At 71.8% G+C, this 21,731-nt stretch carries 9 protein-coding genes and 2 pseudogenes; 5 read left to right on the plus strand and 6 right to left on the minus strand.

What is annotated here, in order from left to right:
• The first annotated feature begins 80 nt into the window (after positions 1 to 80).
• The 3 genes from ABZY33_RS29600 (at position 81) to sph (ending at position 3,982) form a co-directional block, all read left to right on the plus strand.
• Positions 81 to 1,343, plus strand: coding sequence for a GAF domain-containing protein (locus ABZY33_RS29600; protein ID WP_356494765.1), 1,263 nt, complete (start codon positions 81 to 83; stop codon positions 1,341 to 1,343).
• 77 nt (positions 1,344 to 1,420) lie between these two features.
• Complete coding sequence (locus ABZY33_RS29605) at positions 1,421 to 2,944, plus strand: aldehyde dehydrogenase family protein (RefSeq protein WP_356494766.1); 1,524 nt, start codon at positions 1,421 to 1,423, stop codon at positions 2,942 to 2,944.
• Positions 2,945 to 2,998: 54 nt separating this feature from the next.
• Positions 2,999 to 3,982: a sphingomyelin phosphodiesterase gene (sph, locus tag ABZY33_RS29610; RefSeq protein ID WP_356494767.1), complete on the plus strand. Its 984-nt coding sequence runs from the start codon at positions 2,999 to 3,001 to the stop codon at positions 3,980 to 3,982.
• A gap of 55 nt (positions 3,983 to 4,037) precedes the next feature.
• On the opposite strand, the gene ABZY33_RS29615 is transcribed toward sph, so the two are convergent.
• Positions 4,038 to 7,592, minus strand: coding sequence for a choice-of-anchor D domain-containing protein (locus ABZY33_RS29615; RefSeq protein ID WP_356494768.1), 3,555 nt, complete (start codon positions 7,590 to 7,592; stop codon positions 4,038 to 4,040).
• 421 nt (positions 7,593 to 8,013) lie between these two features.
• On the opposite strand from ABZY33_RS29615, the gene uppS reads away from it, so the two are divergent.
• Complete coding sequence (uppS, locus tag ABZY33_RS29620) at positions 8,014 to 8,739, plus strand: polyprenyl diphosphate synthase (protein ID WP_356494769.1); 726 nt, start codon at positions 8,014 to 8,016, stop codon at positions 8,737 to 8,739.
• A 77-nt stretch (positions 8,740 to 8,816) separates the two neighbouring features.
• A pseudogene (locus ABZY33_RS29625) lies at positions 8,817 to 10,247 on the plus strand (oxygenase MpaB family protein).
• A gap of 13 nt (positions 10,248 to 10,260) precedes the next feature.
• Here ABZY33_RS29625 and ABZY33_RS29630 read toward each other — a convergent pair.
• The 5 genes and pseudogenes from ABZY33_RS29630 to ABZY33_RS29650 form a co-directional block, all read right to left on the minus strand.
• Positions 10,261 to 12,876: a SpoIIE family protein phosphatase gene (locus ABZY33_RS29630; protein WP_356494770.1), complete on the minus strand. Its 2,616-nt coding sequence runs from the start codon at positions 12,874 to 12,876 to the stop codon at positions 10,261 to 10,263.
• Between the two features lie 102 nt (positions 12,877 to 12,978).
• On the minus strand, positions 12,979 to 18,312 hold the full coding sequence (gene pulA / locus ABZY33_RS29635) for a pullulanase-type alpha-1,6-glucosidase (RefSeq protein ID WP_356494771.1): 5,334 nt from the start codon (positions 18,310 to 18,312) through the stop codon (positions 12,979 to 12,981).
• Between the two features lie 141 nt (positions 18,313 to 18,453).
• Positions 18,454 to 20,154, minus strand: coding sequence for a carbohydrate-binding module family 20 domain-containing protein (locus ABZY33_RS29640; RefSeq protein WP_356494772.1), 1,701 nt, complete (start codon positions 20,152 to 20,154; stop codon positions 18,454 to 18,456).
• A gap of 293 nt (positions 20,155 to 20,447) precedes the next feature.
• A complete protein-coding gene (locus ABZY33_RS29645) occupies positions 20,448 to 21,533 on the minus strand; it encodes a LacI family DNA-binding transcriptional regulator (protein ID WP_356494773.1) in 1,086 nt (361 codons plus the stop codon).
• Positions 21,521 to 21,731, minus strand: a pseudogene (locus ABZY33_RS29650) (alpha-glucosidase); the annotation flags it as partial. The pseudogene ABZY33_RS29650 and the gene ABZY33_RS29645, both read right to left, overlap by 13 nt.

Raw genomic sequence — 21,731 nt, forward strand, 5'->3', positions numbered from 1 at the left:
GCGATCCGTGTCCCGCTCCTTGTCGGCCGGCACCACCGGGGCGACGATGGCCCCACCGCATCGCCGTCCTGGAGGCCGAGTTGACCGATCCCTGGGTCGCACTGGAACCGGGCACCGATCCCTGCGAGCGGGTCCGGACGGTGCGCCGCGCCCACGACCGGTTCACCGAGACCGGCACGGTCGTCCACCCGGTGCGCCCGGTCGTCGCCGACTCCTGGCGCCGGTCGGCGGGCGCGCACGTCAGCCCGGACGCCTCGGCGGCGGTCGAGCTGGCCGACGGCGACCTCGGGGCGTACCGCGCGGACCATCCCCTGGCCCGCGTGATGCCGCTGTTCCGCGAGTTGATGGGCACGTTCGCCACCGACGGGGAACATCTCCTGGCCGTCTGCGACGCACAGGGCCGGCTGCTGTGGGTCGAGGGCCATCCGGCCACCCGGCGGCGGGCGGTCGGCATGAACTTCGTGCCGGGCGCCCGCTGGTCGGAGTCGGCGGTGGGGACGAACGCGCCGGGTACGGCGGTCGCCGTGGACCGGGCGGTGCAGGTGTTCGCCGCCGAGCACTTCATCCGCCGGGTCCAGCCGTGGACCTGCGCCGCGGCCCCCGTGCACGATCCGCGCTCGGGGCGGTTGCTCGGTGCCGTCGACATCACCGGCGGGGACCGGCTCGCGCATCCGCACAGCCTGGCCTTCGTGCAGGCAGTCGCGCGCGCCGCCGAGTCCCAGCTGGCACTGCTCGTACCCCGTCCCGCGGCCGGACCCCGCCTGCACCTGAGCGCGCTCGGCCGTGACGAGGCGCTGCTGCTCACCGGCGCCGGCGCGCAGACCCGGCTCAGCCGCCGCCACAGCGAGTTGCTCGTCCTCCTCTCCCACCACCCGGAGGGCCTGACCGGCGACGAACTGCTGTGCGGCCTGTACGAGGACGAGTCGGTCACGCCGGTGACGCTCCGGGCCGAACTGGCCCGCCTGCGCCGGGTGGTGGGCCCCGACGTCCTGGCCTCGCGCCCCTACCGCCTCGCCGTACCGGTCGACTCGGACCTGACGACGGTCGAGCGGCGGCTCGGTTCGGGCGCGGTGACGGCGGCGTCCGCCGCGTACGCGGGCCCGCTGCTCCCGTCCTCCCGGGCCCCGGCGGTGGCCCGGATCCGGCGCCGGCTGGCCGACGGGCTGCGGGCGGCGCTGGTCGCGCGCGGCGACCCGGATCTGCTCGCGGACTGGGCGCACGCGCCGTGGGGCGAGGACGACCTCGGCGTCTGGCAGGCACTGGCGGCGGCGCGCCCCACCCCGCAGATCCTGGCCCGCCTCGCCGCGCTCGACGAGGAGCAGCGCGCGCCGTACGCAACGTAGCCGCAACGTCCCGGTGCCTAGCCTTCCGCGCGGACGGCTGCCCGACGGCGGGCGGCCCGCACCGGAGGCCAGCCACGATGACCCGTTACACCGCGCCCGGCACGCAGGGCTCCCTCGTCTCCTACCAGGCCCGCTACGACCACTTCATCGGCGGGGAGTACGTGCCGCCGGCCCGCGGTCAGTACTTCGAGAACCCGAGTCCGGTCAACGGGCAGCCGTTCACGGAGATCGCACGGGGCACCGCCGAGGACGTCGAGCGCGCCCTCGACGCCGCGCACGCCGCCGCGCCCGGCTGGGGCCGCACCTCCCCCGGCGCCCGGGCCGACGTCCTGTGGAAGATCGCCGACCGGATGGAGCAGCACCTCGACGAGCTCGCCGTCGCCGAGAGCTGGGAGAACGGCAAGCCGGTCCGGGAGACCCTCGCCGCCGACATCCCGCTGGCCATCGACCACTTCCGCTACTTCGCGGGCGCCGTCCGCGCCCAGGAGGGCAGCCTCTCGGAGCTCGACGACGACACGGTCGCGTACCACTTCCACGAGCCGCTCGGTGTCGTCGCGCAGATCATTCCGTGGAACTTCCCCATCCTGATGGCGACGTGGAAGCTGGCGCCGGCGCTCGCGGCCGGGAACGCGGTCGTCATCAAGCCGGCCGAGCAGACGCCCGCGTCGATCCACTTCTGGATGAGCCTGATCGCGGACCTGATCCCGCCGGGCGTCGTCAACATCGTCAACGGCTTCGGCGTCGAGGCGGGCAAGCCGCTCGCGTCCAGTCCGCGGGTGGCGAAGGTGGCGTTCACCGGCGAGACGACGACGGGCCGGCTGATCATGCAGTACGCGTCCGAGAACATCAAGCCGGTCACCCTCGAACTCGGCGGCAAGTCCCCGAACCTCTTCTTCGACGACGTCTGGGCCCAGGACGACGACTTCCGCGACAAGGCCCTCGAAGGCTTCACGATGTTCGCCCTCAACCAGGGCGAGGTCTGCACCTGCCCGTCCCGCGCGCTGATCCAGCAGGGCCACTACGACGAGTTCCTCGAAGCGGCCATCTCCCGCACCGAGGCCATCACGCCGGGCCACCCCCTGGACACCGACACGATGATCGGCGCCCAGGCCTCCAACGACCAGCTCGAGAAGATCCTCTCGTACCTGGACATCGGCCGGCAGGAGGGCGCGAAGGTCCTCACCGGCGGCCGGCGCGTCGAGCACGACGGCGAACTGGCGGGCGGCTACTACGTCCAGCCCACCATCTTCGAGGGCGCCAACCGCATGCGCGTCTTCCAGGAAGAGATCTTCGGTCCGGTCGTCTCGGTCGCCTCGTTCACCGACTTCGACGACGCCATCACCATCGCCAACGACACCCTGTACGGCCTCGGCGCGGGCGTCTGGACCCGCGACATGAACACGGCCTACCGAGCGGGCCGCGCGATCCAGGCGGGCCGCGTCTGGACCAACTGCTACCACGCGTACCCGGCACACGCGGCGTTCGGCGGCTACAAGCAGTCGGGGACCGGGCGGGAGAACCACAAGATGATGCTGGAGCACTACCAGCAGACGAAGAACCTCCTGGTCTCCTACAGTCCACAGAAGCTCGGGTTCTTCTAGCACCCCGGGCCGGGATCCACCGACCTCAACAGGCCCCCACCACCAGGAGTTGCCGTGCCGCGTCCCCCGCACCACCGCCTGCGCCAAACCCTTCCGGCCGCGTTCATCGCCTTGGTCGCGGTCGCGGCCGGGGCGCCCGGCGCCCATGCGGGGGCGGCGGCTCCAGCGCTGCGCGTGCTGACGTACAACACGTTCCTGATGAGCCAGACCCTGTATCCCAACTGGGGTCAGGAGCACCGCGCGACCGAGATTCCCCGGGCGTCGTTCTTCCGGGGCAATGACGTCGTCGTACTCCAGGAGGCCTTCGACAACTCCGCCTCGGACATCCTCAAGCGCGCGGCGTCCGGCGCCTACCCCTACCAGACTCCCGTCGTCGGACGCGGCACGAGCGGGTGGGACGCCACGAGCGGGGCGTACTCCTCGACCACGCCGGAGGACGGTGGCGTCACGCTCCTCAGCAAGTGGCCGATCGTGCGTAAGGAGCAGTACGTCTACAAGGACGCCTGCGGCTCCGACCGGTGGTCGAACAAGGGGTTCGTCTACGCGGTTCTCGACGTGAACGGCGCCAAGGTGCATGTCGTCGGGACGCACACGCAGTCGACCGACTCCGGTTGCGGCGACGGTGAGGCGCAGGCCGACCGCGCCGGGCAGTTCCGGGCCATCGCGGCCTTCCTCGCCGCGCGCGGCATCCCCGCCGGCGAGGAGGTGATCGTCGCCGGGGACATGAACGTCGACTCGCACGGCCCGGAGTACGCCTCGATGCTCGCGAACGCCGGTCTGGCGGCCCCCGACAGCCGTACCGGACACGCCTACTCCTTCGACACCCAGGACAACTCCGTCGCCCGCTACCGCTACCCCGACGACCCGCGCGAGGACCTCGACCACGTGCTGTTCAGGCAAGGGCACGCCCGCCCGGCCCGCTGGGACAACGAGGTGATCGCCGCGCACAGCGCCCCTTGGACCGTGTCGAGTTGGGGCAAGATCTACACCTACACCGACCTCTCCGACCACTATCCGCTGCTGGCCTCACCCCGCTGACGCCCCGTCCCCCGGCCCGGCGCATGCGCGCGGCGCCGGGCCAGGGGTGGTGGCGTCAGGAGTCCCAGACCTGGAACTCCGAGAGCTGACCGGCGGGCCAACCGGTGTTCGCCGTGAAGTTCAGCCGGAAGTAGCGCCGGCTCGTCGCGGGGAACGTGAGGGTGAGGGTGTTGTCGGCGGACGGGGTGAAGGAGTAGGCGGCGGACGCCTTGACGGTGGTGAAGGTCGTGCCGTCGGTGCTGCCGGCCAGGGACAGGGTCTGGCTGCGGGCCCCCCAGGTCGCGGGGAGCTGGAGAACGACGCGGCTCGCGCTCCTGTTCGCGCCCAGGTCGACCTGCACCCATTGCGGGAAGGCGTTGCCGGCGCTCTCCCAGTATGTGTTCTGGCTGCCGTCGGTGACGTGGGACGACGGGTAGACGTCGGCGTGGCTCGACTCGGAGGTCGGGCGGCCCGCCGCGAGGTTGGTGCCGGCCGAGCCGGATCCCGTACCGGACAGGGCCACGGTCAACGGGCTGTTGGCCGCGGAGCTGTTGACGGTGAGGGTGCCGGTACGCGTGCCGGGCGCGGTCGGCTTGAAGGTGACGCTGATGGTGCAGGAGGCACCGGCGGCGAGCGCCGATCCGCAGGTGTTGGTCTGGGCGAAGTCGCCGGTGGCGGCCACGGAGGAGATCGCCGCGGACGCGTCACCGGAGTTGGTGACCCGCACGGTCTGCGCGGCGCTGGTGCCGCCGGGCGCCGTGCTCGCGAAGGCCAGGGAGGTCGGTGAGGCGTCGAGGCCGGCCGCCGGTGAGGTGCCGCCGCCGGGGAAGATCTGGAACTCGGAGAGCTGGCCCGCGCCCCAGCCGGTGTTGGCGGTGATGGTGGCCCGGACGTAGCGGGCGTTGGCCGCGGGGAACGTGAGGGTGACGGTGTTGCCGGAGGCGGGGTCGAAGGTGTAGGCGGCCGCTGCCTTGAGGGTGGTGAAGGAGGAGCCGTCCGTCGAGCCCTGGAGCGACAGGGTCTGCGAGCGGGTGGCCCAGGCGGCGGACGGCGGCAGCTTGAGGACGACCTTGCCGACGCTCCAGGACTTTCCGAGGTCGACCTGCGCCCACTGCGGGAAGGAGGTGGCGCTCTCCCAGTAGCTGGAGGCGTCGGAGTCGGTCAGGTTCCCGGGGACGTAGGGGCTGTTGCTGGCGCTTGCGGACGCGCTGCGGCCGGCCGCGATGTTGGTGGAGCTGTCGACGCCGGTGCCGCTGAGGGACACCTTGGTGGGACTGTTGTTGGCGTTGCCGCTGACGGTGAGGGTGCCGGTGCGGGGACCGCCGGCGGTGGGCTTGAAGGTGACGGTCACCGCGCACGAGCCGCCGGCCGCGATGGACGTGCAGTTGTTGGTCTGCGTGAAGTCACCGCTCGCCGCGACCGAGGAGACGGTGGCCGCGCTGGTGCCGGAGTTGGTGAGGGTGACGGTCTGCGCGGTCGCCGTGGCGCCGACGGCGGTCGCCGGGTACGAGAGGCTGCCCGGTGCGGCCGAGACGACCGGGCCCGGCGCGGTGCCGGTGCCGGAGAGGGCCACGGTGTCGGTGACGCCGCCCGCGTTCACGGTCAGCGTGCCGCTGCGGGAGCCGGTCGCGGCCGGCTTGAAGGTGACGCTCACCGTGCACGAGCCGTGCGCGGCGATGGCCGAGCCACAGGTGTTGGTCTGGGCGAAGTCGCCGCTCGCCGCGATGGAGGAGACGGCGGCGGCCGAGCCGGTCGGGTTGGAGACGGTCACCGTCTGCGGGGCGCTGGTCGCCCCGCTCGCCACGGCGCCGAAGTCGAGGGCGCCCGGTGAGGCGCTGACGCCCTCGGCGGGGTAGGGCGGGTAGTCGGGCGCCGGCCAGGGGCCGCAGACCGGGGTGCCGCTGATGCCGGAGTTGCCGCCGCCGTCGGTGACTTTGAAGTTGTCGCCCTCGCAGCTGTAGACGGGGCTGGAGGCGCCGACGCCCGTCGCCGTGACGTTCGTGAAGCCGGCCGCGCCACCGGTCTGTTCCTGTAGAGCGAAGGTGCCGGTGCCCTGGATGGTGACGTTCTTGAGGTTGACGCCGCTGATGGTCCCCTCGACCCACTGCACGGCCTCGTACGGGCTCTGCTGGATCAGCGCGTTGGTCACGTTGACCGGGCCGGTGATGGCGCCCTGGCTGCCGTCGAACCAGAGAGCGCCGACGCCGAACTGCCAGTTCGGGTCGAGGCTTCCCGCCCGCACAATCGTGTTGTCGGAGATCGTCGTGGTGCCCACGGGGGTGGAGTTGAAGCGCTGGCCGACGTGGATGCCGCCGCCCTGCGCGAGCCCGGTGTCCTTGACGAGATTGCCGCTGACGGTGTTGTCGTGGCCGCCGTAGATGGCGATGGCGTTGGCGAGGATCTGCAGCTGGACGGTGTTGTGGGAGATGGTGTCGTAGGCGTCGGCGCCGAGCGCGGAGTCGGCCCAGGTCGCGATGGCGTCGTCACCGGTGTTGCGGATGTCGCTGTTGGTGACCGTGGAGTTGGTGACGCCGCCGTGGAAGTTGACGCCGTCGGCGGTCGTGTCGCGGATGCGCAGCCCGCTGAGCGTCAGCTTGTCCATCGGCCCGTCCATCCAGGCGCCGACCTTCACGTGCTCGATCCACAGGTTCGACACGGACGAGTTGCTCATCGCGCCGCCGACCGCGTTGACCTGGGCGCTGTCGTCGCGTTCCTGTACGTCGCCGAAGATCGCGAAGTTCCGGAGGTGGACGTCGGTGCTCGGTGACGGCGCCGACTTGCCGTAGAAACCGGGGGCCGCGCCGGTGACCGTCGAGTACCACATGCCGGCCCCGGCCACGGTCACGTCGTCGACCGCGATGTGGCCCGGGATCTTGAACGTGCCCGGCGGTATCCAGACCGTGCCCCCCGAACCGGCTGCCCGGACGGCGGAGTTGAAGGCATCGGTCGAGTCCTTGACACCGCTCGCGTCCGCGCCCTGCGCGACGACGGAGACCGAGCCGGAGGGCTGGGTGAGAGCCGCGCCGACCTGCTCGAAATCGGCGAGGTCGATCGTGTACGAGGAGGCGGTGGCGTTCGCGTCGACCTTCAGCTGGAAGGTGGTACCGGCCGGGTAGGTCGTCGGGAAGAGGCGGTGCGCCTCGTCGTAGAAGTGGTGCGGGTTGCTGCCCGGTGTGTTGGTGAAGGGGTAGCTGCCGTAGTACCAGCTGTAGGCGTTGGTGAGGGTGAAGTCGCTCTGCTTGACGCCGTTCACGTACAGCGACAGCGGAGCGGTGTAGACCGAACCGCCCGCGGTGTCCGGGATGCTGTAGCGGAAGTCGAACGAGTTGGTGGCGACCGGGGTGGTGAAGGTGACGTACTGGCCACTGCCCTTGAGGGTCACGGCCTTGCGGTACGAGGCCTCGTCGGCGAGCTGGCCCTGGGTGTAACTCGGCCCGATCACCGTGCCGTTGGTGGCGGAGTTCTCCGCCTGCACTTCGACGTAGGGCAGATCGGCGCCGGTGCCGCCGGTCGCCGCGGACGCCGCCGCGGACGCGGGCGCGGTGGCCGCGAACGCGCCTGCGGCCACCAGCGTCGAGGCGCTCACCGTCAGGGCGAGCCACCGTCTGAGACCTCTGAACGACTGAACCACCTGAGCTCCTTGGGGGGACGGGTAAGCCGGATCGGGCCGTCGGCACCGCGGGCCGGACGCAACGCTGCGTTGGAGCTGCGGATCAGTGAGCGGTGGAGCACGGGGCTGAGCGCGGGGCGCAGGAGCCGGCGCGGAGAGGAGCGGCGGTGTCGGCGCAAGGGGGACCGTAATGACTTCGACGCCGGAGCGCAATATTCAGATACTGGATTGCAGATTTCTTACTGTCTCTTGGAAGACTCTTCCCGTCGCGCCTGTGTCCCGGTGACGGTCACGGGCCACGGCCTCCCCCACGGCCGGGTAATCGGGCAGATGAGTCAAGGGTGACGGCCCGCCCGTTCGGCGGCCGATCCCCTTCGGCTCCGTCAGACTCCGGTGACGGGAGCCTGCGAAAGGGCACGTGGATGAGCGATGCGGGGTGGCCGTGACGGCGCGTGCGGTGCCGCGGCACGTGGCCTGCGTGATGGACGGCAACGGCCGGTGGGCCCAGCGGCGCGCACTCCCCCGCACCGCGGGCCACCGTGCCGCGGAGACCACCGTCATCGACATCATCGAGGCGGCCCGGGCAGCCGGGGTCGATTGGCTGAGCCTGTACGCCTTCTCCACCGAGAATTGGAACCGGCCGGGCGGAGAGGTCGACTACTTGATGCGCCTGGTGCGACAGGTGGTGCGCAAGCACGCGCCGCTGCTGCTCGCCCGCAATATCCGCTGCCGCTTCCTCGGCGCCGCGGACCCCCGCATCCCCCGCGCGCTGGCCCGCGACTTCGAGGACCTGGCGACGGTGACCGCCGGCAACCGCGGCATGACGCTGACCGTCGCCTTCGACCACGGCGGACGCCAGGACATCGTCGAGGCCGCCAGATCGCTCATCCGCAGTGGGACACCGGCCGAGGAGGTCACCGAGCGGCTCTTCGCGAACCATCTGCCGTTCCCCGACACCCCCGACGTGGACCTCGTCATCCGCACCTCCGGCGAGCAGCGCATCTCCAACTTCATGCTCTGGCAGGTGGCCTACGCCGAATGGATCTTCCCCGAGGTCTTCTGGCCGGATTTCCGCGCCCCCGATTTCCTTGCCTGCCTGCACACCTACCGGCGCCGTGACCGCCGCTTCGGCGGCGTGCCGCCCCAGACCACGGGAGATCCGTCATGACCCCCGAGAGCCCCGAGATCCCGCAAACCCCCGCGTCCCACGCGCCCCCCGGGGCGCACGAAACCGCCGCAGCGGACCTGTTCGGTGCGGATTCACAGTTCCGCGCCCTCTTCGACGACCCGCGCTGGGCGCTCGCCATGATCCGCGCCACCGTGCTGGAGGCCGCCCACCCGCAGATCGGTGCCGCGCTCGCCGACAACTCCACCTTCATGGCCCACCCTTGGCGTCGCCTGCGCAACACCTTCCTCAGCATGCGGCGCATGTTCGACGCCGACCCGGCGTCACGCGCGAGGGAGGCCGCCCGCCTCAACCGGCTGCACGCCCGCATGAGCGGCTCCGACTCCCGCGGGCGCGCCTACGACGCCATGGACCGCCCGGCCCGCGCCTGGGTGGTGGCCACCCTCTTCGACAGCGCTGTCACCATGTGCCGGCTGAGCGGCCAGCCGCTCGAACCGGACATCGTGGAGCGCATGTACGGCGAGTACCGCATGTTCCTCGCCGCGCTCGACGGCGACGCCGATGAACTGCCCGCGGAGTTGCGGGACTTCTGGCGGTACTTCGACAGGGTCGTCGAGAACGAGCTGGAGAACACCGAGGCGGCCCGCGTCATCCTCTACCGCCTCTTCGACCACCTGCCCGCTCCCGCGCTGCTCGACGGCGCACCGGCGTTGTGGGCCGCGGGCCGGGCCGTCGTCGGCCCCGTGCTCGGCGCGATCACCGTCGCCTCGCTTCCCGAACCCTACCGGCGCCGGGCCGGCCTGCCCGAGATGCCCGGGGCGACCACCCTCATGCAGGGCGCCTACCTCGCCGCCGGGCTCACCCGTTTCCTGCCCCAGGGCTGGATCAACGCCGAAACCATCATCGAGACCCTCTCCCTGTCACCCGACAGCGACGACCCCCGCGCCCGGACCGTGACCGCGCTGCGGGCGCGCATGAAGCGGGCGGCGGCACTGCTCCGTCTGCTGACCCCGCTGACCGGTGGCGGTGACCCCGGTCCCGGCACCGGCCCGTCGGCGGCCGCCGAAGAAGGCCGGCGCTCAGCACAGGAGTTCTTCCGTCAGGTGCTGGACCAGACCGGCGACGGCCACCTCGACTGGCCCGATCTCGCCGCCATGGCACGCGAGCTGGCCACCCGCCTCGACCTGGACGAACCCGAGGAGACCCGCCTCTACGACGCCTTCGCCGCCTGGTAGCGCGAGCTCCAGGCCGCTCTGGACACCGACGGCGACGGCCGCGTCAGCGCCGACGAGTACGCCGCGGCCGTGCCCTCGCTCGCCGGTCCCGCGCTCATCCGCGTGGCCGAGGTCCTCTTCGACGCCACGGACAAGGACGGCAGCGGAACCATCGACGCCGAGGAACACCGGGCGCTCTTTCGCACCGGTTTCCACCGCGACCTCGCCACCACCGACGGCACCTACAGCCGCAGCGCCTTCGTCAGCGACTTCCTCTCCTTCATGTCGGGCCGCCGCACGAACACCCCGTACGACCCGCTGCTCGCGGACGCCTGACGGAGGTGGCGCGTCAGAGGGAGGGCGGGGTGGGACGCAGGGCGAGGAGGGCGATGTCGTCGGTGCTGCCGGCACCGAGGCTGAGGATGAGTTCGTCGCAGAAGACGTCGAGGGGGGCCCGGGCCAGGGCGGCGGTGTGCCGGCGCAGGCGTGCCAGGGAGTCGCTGAGTGATTCTCCGGGGCGTTCGATCAGCCCGTCGGTGTACATGAGCAGGGTGGAGTGGGGCGACAGCGGGTCGCGGGCGGTGGGTCTGGGCAGGGTGCTGTCCACGCCGATGAGGAGACCGGAGGCGGAGTCCAGGTAGCGGGTGTCGCCGTCGGGATACGTCAGCAGCACGGGAAGGTGGCCGGCGGACGAGTGGTGCACTTCCCAGGGGCCGCTGTGCGGGCCCTTGACGACGGCGTAGGCGCAGGTCGCGGTGGAGTGCGGGGAGAGGGTGAGGGTCGCGAGGTCGAGGCGGCGCAGGACCTCCGAGGGCTGGTCCTGGCAGTCGACGGCGATGCCGCGGAGCATGTTGCGCAGCTGGCTCATGGTCACGGCGGCGGTCAGGTCGTGCCCGGCCACGTCTCCGATGACCAGGGCCGTGTCGCCGTCGGGCAGGGTGAAGGCGTCGTACCAGTCGCCGCCGATCTGGGCGGTGGTGCTGGACGGGGCGTACCGGGCGGTGATCTCCATGGACGGGATGTGCGGGAGGCGGGGCAGTAGCGAGCGTTGCAGGCGTTCGGCCGCGGTCCGGGTGTGCTGGTACAGACGGGCGTTGTCGACACTCAGTGAGATGCCTTCCACGAGGTCGGCGACGAGGAGCGCGTCCTGTTCGGTGAAGGGGGCGTCGTGTCCGGTGCGTACGACGATCAGGGCGCCCAGCACCTCGCGGCGGGCCCGCAGCGGAGCCATGATCGTGCTGTGCGCGTCCAGCTGCTCGAACAGTCGCAGCTGCCGGGCGTCCAGGGCGTTCTCGGCCTGGTCCGGGGTGGGGATGTCGGTGATCAGCAGGGGTCCCGCGCCGCGCAGGACCCGTGCCAGCGGTCCCTTCGCGTTCTCGGACACCGAGGGCAGTCTGCCGAGGTCAACCCCGCCGTTCAGGGCGTGCGGCTCGCGGTGGACGACGCAGACGCGTTCGGCGTCCCCGTGCTCGTCCAGCAGGTCCACCACGCACCAGTCGGCCATCTCCCGGGTCAGGACGCGGCACACGCGGCGCAGCCCCTCCCGCAGGTCGAGGGTGCTCGACAGCGCGCCGGCGGTGTCCGCCAGCAGGGTCAGCCGCTGCCACGCCCGGGTCGCCTCCTCGCCACTGGACACCGGCGCCGCCGCGCCGGTGTGCAGCCGCACCGAAGGCTGAGGCGGGGGTGGTGCCACCGGCCGGTGCTCGCCGGGCGCCGTCACCGCGGGCATGAACTGGCCGACCCGGACCGTGCGGCCGTCCACCGCCTCATGGCTTCGCACATGCAGCCGCACGTGGACGAGGCCGCCGTCGCGGTGCAGTGCGGGCAGCGGGATGGAGCGGCCCATGATGCGGGAGCGGCCGGTCAGCCGCAGGGCGGTGAATCCGGCCCGGTGGCGCTCGCGCAGGTGGTCGGGGATGAGCACGGCCAGCGGCCGGCCGATCAGCTCGTCGCTCTGCCATCCCAGCAGATCGGCCAGGGCGGCGTTGGCCGCGATGATCCGGCCGTCGTCGTCGGCGGCGACCGTCGGCGCGCTGTTGTCCGCCACGTCACCGGCGTCCCACGGCGTAAGTTCCACCGACGTCGCGTCCGGGCCGCCCGGTTGCAGCGTCCACGCGGTGGGCGGGCCTCCGGAGAGCTGGGTGACCAGCTGGTCGAGCAGCCACTGGCGGTGGCTTCGTACGTGCGGCGGGGCCGGGAGGGTGAGCAGGGAGCCCAGCTGCGCCGCCGCGTCACCGTGTTCGAACACGCGCCGCAACGTGTCCACGGCGGGTGCGGCGTCCAGGGGGACCGCGATGTCCACCGTCACCGTGGCGCCGCGGGTGACCGTCTCCTCCAGCGCGGATGTCAGGCACGCGTTCATCAGGTTGGCGGTGTCGCCGGCCACGAGCAGCTCCACGCCCGACACCCCGACGCGCTCCTGGACGCGGGTGGTCAGCATCAGTTCGCGCAGCATCTCGTCACCGTGCTGCTGCGCCGCGCGGAACACGATGTGCGGCATGTCGATCAGGGTCACGGTCGTGGTCCGCCCGTCGCTCAGGGGCACGCACTCCCACCCGGACGTCGGCGGCACCGGAGCCTTGGGCCACAGCTCGAACCAGACCGTCTTACGGCCCTTCCCGACGTGGGCGCCATGGCTGGAGGCCAGCTCCTCGACGACCGTGAGGCCCCGCCCGGTGGCCGCGTACGGCCGGGCCTCCCGCGGCACGAGCGGGCGGTCCGGCCGGCCGTCGCTGACGCGCACGCGCACATGTCCGTCGTGCGACCAGACCTGCACCTCCACCTCGGTACGCGCGTGCAGCACCGCGTTGGTCACCAGCTCGCTGGTGAGCAGCTCGGCGGTCTCCACCGCTTCCTGCGCGACACCGCGCAGCGCCGACCGCACGAAGTGCCGGGCCAGCGGCGCGCTGCGGCGCTCGGGAGGCAGACGCCGGACGAGAACTCCGGATGAGCTAGGGCTGTCCATAGCACCATCAATCCCTCCGGACCGCGCGAATCTAACGCGCGCGGCGCAGCCGAACGGAGGCGGGACTCTCGCCCCGCCCCCGCCCCGCCTCCGTCCTCCCGCTCAGCGCGTGAAGACCGCGACCGTCCGCGCGGGCACGGTGAAGGTGCCCGAGCCCGTCGCGTAGGACGCCGACTTGACGACCGGGTCCGAGCCGGTGGCCTGCGTCGGGTGCAGCCGGTACCCGGTTCCGGCGAGTGCCGCGACCGTCTGGCGCTGCCGCTGCGGCGTCGCGTTCAGGACGACCACCAGGTCACCGAGGCGCAGGGTGATCACGCCCGGTGTCTCGTCCGTCCCGGAGAGCGGGAAGGAGAGGTTCTCCTGGACCTCACCGGCCGTGCCCAGGTGGAAGGCCCCTTCGGCCGTGCGGATCCGCAGGAGGTCCTGGTACGCGGCGGACGCGGTGCCGATGGTGGCGCAGCCGGGCACCGGCACGGACGTGAGCAGCGGCCCGGCGTAGGGCCACTTCGCCTGGTTGTCGGCGGCCGGGGGCAGTCCGCGGCCGAACCCGTTGCCCGCAGCGCAGTCCCAGTGGATCGCGTTGAACCAGTCGCCGCTGTCGAAGGAGTTGCGGTCCAGGGACTTGGAGCGGAGCAGGTCCGTGCCCGCCTGGGAGAGCGCGGGGCCCTGCGACAGTGCCGCCGTGGCCATCGCGAGGACCTGCATGCGCGCGCGGTCCGCCGCGCTCGTCGTGGCCGGCAGTTTGTACGTCAGCGCGTCGTACAGCGACTCGTTGTCGTGCGCGTCCGCGTAGGCGAGGGCGTCGCCGGGGGCGGCCGCGTATCCGGCGGGCGCGCCGTTGTAGTCGACGCCGGCGCCCGTCACCTTCTTCCCGTCGGTGTCGGTGAACTCGTAGCCGGCCAGGTTGCCCGACAGGCCGACCTTGATGAGGTCCTGATAATGCAGGAGGCGGGCCTTCTGTTCGGCGGGCGTGCCGTTCGCCGGCGAGGAGTTGGGGTCGGTGAACAGGCCGGAGGCGAAGCCCTGGACGCCCGGGTCCTCGTCGAAGGGGCTGCCGCCGCGTACGGCGTCGCGGGCCCGGTCGGAGAAGGTGGCGATGCCGGTGCCCGCCATGTTCTTCTGCGTGGCCTGCACGAAGCGGGCGTCGTCGGCGACCTCGCCGAAGTTCCAGCCCTCCCCGTAGAGGATGATCTTCTTGCCGTCGACGCCGTCCTTCTGGACCGTGAGCCCGTCCAGGGCCTTTCTGACGGCGAGGATGCCGGCCTTGGGGTGGTGGCCCATCAGGTCGAAGCGGAAGCCGTCGACCTTGTACTCCTTGGCCCAGGTGACGATCGAGTCGACGACGAGCTTGCCCATCATGGCGTTCTCGGGCGCGGTGTTCGCGCAGCACGTGGAGGTGGCGACCGAGCCGTCGGCCATCAGCCGCTGGTAGTAGCCCGGCACGATCCGGTCCAGGACGGAGGTCCGCACCTGTCCCGCGGCCGCCGTGTGGTTGTAGACGACGTCCATGACGACGCGGAGGCCGTCCTCGTTCAGGGCCTTGACCATCTGGCGGAACTCGACGGTGCGCCGGGTGCCGTCCGGGTCGGTGGCGTACGAGCCTTCGGGGACCGTGTAGTGGTACGGGTCGTAGCCCCAGTTGTACGCGTCCTTGGCGGCACTCTTCGCCACGCACGCCTGCTGCTGTTCACTGCCGGCGGGGAGGGACGCCAGATCGCAGGCGGGGGTGGCCTGGTCGGACTTCTTCTCGGGGACGGTCGCCATGTCGAAGGCCGGCAGCAGGTGCACGTACGAGGTGCCTGATGCGGCCAGCTCCCGCAGGTGCCGGGAGCCGGCGCTGCCGGTGTCGGTGAAGGCGCGGTAGGTGCCCCGGTCCTGCGCGGGGACCGTCGGGTCCGCCACCGAGAAGTCGCGGATGTGCAGTTCCTGGATCTGCGCGTCCTTCATGGCGACGGCCTTCGGCTTGGCCAGCTTCGACCAGTCCTTCGGGGCGAGCTTCTTGTCGGCCAGGTCGACGACGAGGCCGCGCTCGGAGTCCGCGGTGAGCGCCACCGCGTACGGGTCGGTGACCTTGTTGGTGACGAGCTTGTGCACGCTGGGCGCCCAGACCGTCACGGCGTAGCGGTACTCCTTGCCGCGCCAGGACGCGGCCGGGCCGGTGACGGACCAGACGCCGGTGGCGGTGGAGCGGCGCATCGCGCGCTGTGTGCCGCCCAGTTCGAGGCGGACGTTCTGCGCGGTCGGTGCCCAGACGGAGAGGGTGACCTTGCCGTTCTTGAACACCGGGCCGAGGCGGGCCTGTTCGGCGCCCTTCGCGTACAGGTCGTCCAGGACGCCCGGGAGCTGGACGCCGGTGGCCGTGAGCAGGGCGCCGTTCGCCGCGCGCTGGGTGGCGATGACCTGGCCGCGCAGGGCCTCCCGCACCCGGTCGCGGTCGCGCGGGTCGACGCTGAACGCCGTGTACTCCTTCAGCTGCGGGTACGCGGCCCGCTGCGCGTCGCTGAGCTGCGCGGGCAGCAGGCGCAGCCAGCGACCCTCGCTGGTCAGCGCGGCGTCCCGGACGGCGAGGGAGCCCGCGCGGTCGTAGACGAGCTGCGTGGACCGGGCCGACGACGCGGCGACGGAGCCGGGCAGAACCACGGTGCCCGCGTCGATCCACTGGGCCTGTGCCCGGGTCACGTCCAGGTCCGGGGCCGAACCGACCGAAGGCAGCAGGTAGTCGGCGTCCCCGGAGTTCAGCCACACCTCGTTGCCGTACGTGGCCAGGTCCAGGGAACGGTCGCTGGGGATGTCCTTCTCGTCGCCCTTGTGCAAGATGTAGCTGAGCGAGGTCGCACCGGCCGCGAGGGGCACCTCGAAGGTGATGCCGTACGCGTCCTTGCCGGTGGGCCGGAGCGGTTTCGTCCACTCCGTCTCCTGGGCGGCGCCGGTCCAGGTGTGCAGGCCCCAGCCGTCGTAGTCGCCGTCGGCGCGGTGGACGTGGATGACCGCCTTGCTCGTGTCGGGCGCCGGGTAGACCCCGTCGGGCCTGGCCGTGCGCTGGCCGTCCTTGCCCTGTTCGACCCAGACCTCACCGCTCTGCGCGAGGTCGAGGGTGCGGGCCCCGCCGTCGGCGGCTCCGTCCTTCTCGACGGTGTACGTCACCGACTCCGCCCCGTCGGGAACCTTCACCCAGGCGAAGGCGCCGTAGGCGTCCCGTCCGGTGAACTCCCCGGTGCTCTCCCCCGACTTGAGGACGGCGCCGTCGTAGTCGTCGTCGGCCCGCTTGTAGTGGACGACCGCGTAGGCGCGTTCCACCGCGCTCGGCTTCTGGGGCGCCGGGGCCTGTCCGGCCGTCGAGGCGGCCAGGGCGCTCGCGGTGCGTCCCGCGCGGTCCACCACAACGGCCTTGTAGCGCAGCGGGGTTCCGGCGGCGACGGTGTCGGGCACCTTCTGGGTGACCTGGTACGGAGCGTGGTCGGCGGTGCCGAGGGTCCGCCATGCGCCGTCGCCGGTCTGCGCGGCGAAGACGACCCGGGCGGACGCGGTCTCCCCCGGGTCGGCGGAGACGGTGACCGTGCCGGTGGCCCCGGCCGCCGGGGCGGTGAGGTGCAGCGACGGTCCGGCGGTGGCGGACGGCAGCCGGCTGTCGGCGCGCAGGACGAGCGACGACAGAGCGGGGACGGTGACCGTCACCTTGCCGCTCTTGGCGCGGGTCGTGCCCGAACCCCCGTACAGGGCCCGGAAGGCCGCGGACTCCACGTCCAGCTGGACCGTCTTCGCCGTCGTCGCGTTGTTCGCGGCGACGACGTACTCGCGGCCCTCGCCCGTGCGCGAGAAGGCGTAGACCGAGTCCTTCGCGTACAGCTCCTTCTGTACGCCGTCCGCGAGCGCCGGGTGGTCCTTGCGCAGCTTCGACAGTGCGGCGATCGCCTTGTACAGCGGGTGGGCCGGATCGTAGGCGTCGCTCGCGTGGGTGCGCGTGGTGCCGATCTGGTCGTCGTCCAGGTAGTCCGCGACCTTGGACGCGAACAGCGTCTGCCGGGCGTCCTTGTCGCCGCCGGCGCCGGTGAAGCCCTGCTCGTCGCCGGAGTAGACGACCGGGTTGCCGCGGTCGAGGAACATCAGCTCGTGGGCGAGGCGGTCGCGCCGCAGGAGTTCGGCGTCGCTCGCGTCCGGGTTGTCGGACTTCAGGAACGAGCCGATGCGGCCCATGTCGTGGTTGCCGAGGAAGGTGACCTCGTTGTACGCGTTGGCCTTGTCGGTCGTGTACCGGTAGTCCTGCGCGAGGACGTCGCCGAGCCCGGTCGCGGGCCCGCCCTGGGACGCGAAGCCGCGTACCGCGTTCTGGAGCGGGAAGTCGAGGGTCGCGTCGAGACGGCCCTCGGTCACGTACGGCGCGGTGACGGACGGGTCCGCGGAGAACGTCTCACCGAAGATGAAGAAGTGGTCGCGGCCCTGCTTCGCGGCATACGTGTCGAGGGCGGTGGCCCACTTGGTCCAGAACGCCATGTCGACGTTGCGGACGGTGTCGACGCGGAAGCCGTCGACGTCGAAGTCCTTGACCCACTTCTCGTAGATCCGCTCCATGCCCGTCACGACCTCGGGGCGCTCGGTCCACAGGTCGTCCAGGCCGGTGTGGTCGCCGTACAGGCCGCTCTCGCCGACGAAGGTCGAGTCGCCGCGGTTGTGGTACATGGCCGGGTCGTTGAGCCAGGACGGCACCTTGGCGTTCTTCTCCGGTGCCGCGATCTGCGGCGGGTACGGGACGGAGTCCGCGTCGACCTTGCGCCCGGGTTCCTTCGTGTCGTCGAAGGGGCGGCCTTGGGTGTCCAGGTACGGGTAGGCGCCCTTGCCGCGGTAGCCGGACGGCTGCCCGGTGTGGGTGATGACGTCGGCGGTGTGGTTCGTGATGACGTCGAAGTAGACCTTCATGCCCTTGGCGTGGGCTTTGTCGATGAGGGTCGCCAGGTCCCTGTTGGTGCCGAAGTGCGGGTCGACCTGGGTGAAGTCGGTGATCCAGTAGCCGTGGTAGCCGGCGCTGTCGCCCTGGACCGGCTTGTTCTTGAAGATCGGCGCCATCCATAGCGCGGTGGTGCCGAGACCCTTGATGTAGTCGAGTCTGCCGGTCAGGCCCTTGAGGTCGCCGCCCTGGTAGTAGCCCTTGTCCGTGGGGTCGAAGCCGGTCGCCGAGCGGCTGCCGGTCAGTCCGCCCCTGTTGTTGGCCGTGTCGCCGTCGGCGAACCGGTCGGGCAGCACGAAGTAGAACTGCTCGCGGGTCGCGTCGTCCCGGCCGGGTTGCGCCGCGAGCGTGCGGTCGGACGGGGGCCCGGGGGGCGCGGGGGCCGCCGACGCCGACGTCGCGGCGTGCAGCGCCGTGGCGAGCAGCGCGGCAACCGCGACCGCGGCCACCGTCTTCCGTGGCGCGCCGGGCGTGCGGCCTTGTCTTCGGTTCACCTTGTCGGGCCTTTCTGGAGCTGAGCCGTGTGCACTGCGGTGGCGCCCGGCAGGGCGCCGTCGGCGGAACGTTGCGGGGCCGCGCGGGCCGCCCGGTGCCTGCGGGGAGGCGGGACACCGGGCGGTCGTGCGGTGGGACGATCAGTCGCGCCAGGTGTCGTTCAGGGTGACGGCACCGGTGGCGGAGACGGTCGCGGTGCGGTTGGCGCCGCTCTCCCAGGTGACGTTGCCGTTCGCGTCCTTGCGGAGGTACTTGTACGCGAAGGTGGTGCCGGCGGGCAGCGCCACGTCACGCTTCCAGACCGGGTAGGCCGCCGGGTCCAGCTTCAGCGCGTCGGCGGTGTTCCAGTTGCCGAACGCGGCCCGGTCACCGGTGACGTAGACGTTCTGGCCCCAGGCGGTGGTGGCGGCCACCTGGAAGGAGGCGCCGGTGGCCGGCTCGGTCGTGCCGCCGCCCACCTCGCCGCCGCAGGTCCTGGCGCCGATGTGCAGCGCGAGCGCGGTATCGGGGCCGAGGGTGGCGGTGAACTGTCCCGCGGCGCTCACCGTGACGCCCTTGCCGCTCTGCACGTCGCAGTAGTCGCCCGCCGGCAGCGACGTCTGGAAGGTGCGGGTCAGCGACGACGACTCGTGGTTGATCGCGACGTACGCCTTGGCGCCGCGACCGAACGCGATCCGGTCGTCACCGTCGTCCCACCAGTCGGTGACCGCCGCGCCGCGCGCGGTGTTGCGCCAGGCGACCATGCTCGCGATCTCGCGCCAGGCGTGCTGGCACTTCCAGCCGTCGGTGTAACAGGCGTTCACCCGACCGCCGTTCGGGCCGCCCTCGTCGCCGCTGAACTCGTAGCCGGAGTGGACGTCCGGCGCGCCGTAGGGCCAGGCCAGCGAGAAGATCTGGGCGAGCGTGTAGGTGGCCCCGTCCTTGTAGCTGAGGGTGGCGCCGTTGCGCTCGGTGTCGTGGTTGGTGACGAAGACGGCCGCCTTGTCGCTGGGCAGGTAGCCCCAGGACTCACCGAAGTTCTTGAGGGAGGCGAGCTTGTCGCTGCCGAACATCCGCTTGAGGTCGTAGGCGTACCGGAACTCCTGCGGGTCGCCGACGCCCGTGTACTCGGTGGGCTGCACGGCCTCGCCGGCGGCGCCGATGGTCTCCAGCTTCAGGTACGCGTCGGGGTTGGTCAGCCGCGCCTTGATGTTCGCGAGGTCCTCGACGGCGATGTGCTTGGCCGCGTCGACCCGGAAGCCGTCGACGCCGAGCGCGAGCAGATCGTTCAGGTACCCGGCGAGGGTCGCGCGGACGTGCTCCTCGCCGGTGTCGAGGTCGGGCAGGCCGCCCATCTCGCAGTGCTGCACGTTCCAGCGGTCCGCGTAGTTGGTGATGTCGGTGGTGCAGTCGTCCAGGTCGGCCTTGGAGTACGTGCCCGGGTAGTCGTACTTGCTGTACGGGGAACCGCCGGTCCCGGTCCCGGCCCCGTTCGCCATGTGGTTGATGACCGCGTCGGTGACGACCTTCACCCCGGCCGCGTGGCACGTGTCGATCATGTTCTTGAAGGCGGCGCGGTCGCCGAGCCGGGTGGCGATCTTGTAGCTGACCGGCTGGTAGGCGGTCCACCACGGGGCGCCCTGGATGCGCTCGTTGGGCGGGGAGACCTGTACGTAGCCGTAGCCGGCCGGGCCGAGGGTGGTGGTGCACTCCTTGGCGACGGAGGCGAAGTTCCACTCGAACAGCACGGCGGTGACGTCCTTCTGGCCCGGCGGCGCCGCCTGGGCGGGGGCCGGGACCGTGACGGCTGCGACGGCTCCCGCCAGGACGGCAAGCGCGGCAGCCACGGACTTTCTGGCCATGGTTCCTCCTGATTCGAGGGCAACGCGCCATGCCCGTAAGACCGTTGAATCTTGCTGCAAATGATTGCGGGGCGACCGTACGAGCCACCGCCGTCGCGGTCAACCCTCTGGGCACGGAGAGCTCGACCGGGCGGTTCCGGCCGCGAAAAATCGGCAGACGCCGCCTGCAAGGTCTTACGCAAAGGTTGCGCCGGTGTTACGTTCAACCACGCTTCCGGTCCGGCGCCGAGGGCCCGACCGCGTCGGGTCCCACGCGCCCGGCGTCCGGACCGGAGCGCACCACCACCGGCCGGTTACGACTGCGGCGCCTCGCCGACCCGCGGCGGCGCCGGCTGCGCGGTGGAGCCCCGGACCACGAGCTCGGGCTGGAAGACGTACTCCGTGCGCTGCACGGGGGTGCCGCCGATCTCCTCCAGGAGCGCTCCCACCGCGGCGGTCGCCATCGCCTGCACGGGCTGGCGCACCGTGGTCAGCGGCGGGTCCGTGAACGGGATCAGCGGTGAGTCGTCGAAGCCGATCACCGAGACGTCCCGGGGCACGTCGAGGCCGCGTTCGCGCACCGCCCGGATGACCCCGAGGGCCATGGGGTCGCTCCCGCAGACGATTCCGGTACAGCCCTGGTCCAGGAGCGCGCCGCCCGCGGCGTGACCGCCCTCGACGGTGAACAGGGTGCGCTGGATCAGCTTCCCGGCCTCGTCATGGGGCAGCCCCAGCAAGGTGTGCAGGGCCGCCACGAAGCCCTCCGCCTTGCGCCGCGACGGCACGAACCGGGTCGGCCCGACGGCCAGACCGATGCGGGTGTGCCCCAGATCCCGGAGATGACGCACGGCCATCCGCGCCGCCGAGCGGTCGTCGGGCGACACGAACGGCGCGTTGACGTGCTCGTTGAAGCCGTTGATGAGCACGAACGGCACCTTGCGCTCGGCGAGCCTGGCGTACCGCCTGGTGTCCGCGGTGGTGTCCGCGTGCAGGCCGGACAGGAACACGATGCCGTTGACGCCCCGCTCCTCCAGCTGCTCGACGAGCTCGTCCTCGGTGGACCCGCCCGGCATCTGCGTACAGAGCACGGGCGTGTACCCGTACCCGGCCAGCACCTGCTCGATGACCTGCGCGAACAGCGGGAAGATCGGGTTGGTCAGCTCCGGGATGACCAACCCGATCAGCCCGGCGCTGCGCTGCCGCAGCCGTACGGGACGCTCGTAGCCGAGCACGTCCAGCGCGGCCAGGACCTTCTGCCGGGTGGCGGCCGCGACCCCGGTCCTGCCGTTGAGGACACGGCTGACGGTGGCCTCGCTGACGGCGGCCTGCGCCGCGATGTCGTGGAGCCGAGGGGCGCCGCTGTCGGCGCCCCTCGGCACAGGGACCGTCACACCGCCCACCAGACGGTGGTGTCGGCGGGCAGCTCGACCGCGCCGTCCACCACGTCGACGGGGGCGCTGGCGAGCAGCGGGGAACCGGGGGCCGGGATACAGACCGCGGCATCGGTGGTGTTGACGGTGCAGGCGAAGCCGGGCCGCTCGAAGTGGAGGAGCCCCTCGGGGGCGTCGTCGCGCCACCGCACGTCGGCGCCGGCGCCG

The sequence above is a fragment of the Streptomyces sp. NPDC006552 genome (assembly GCF_040611655.1).
Classification (GTDB): Bacteria; Actinomycetota; Actinomycetes; order Streptomycetales; family Streptomycetaceae; genus Streptomyces.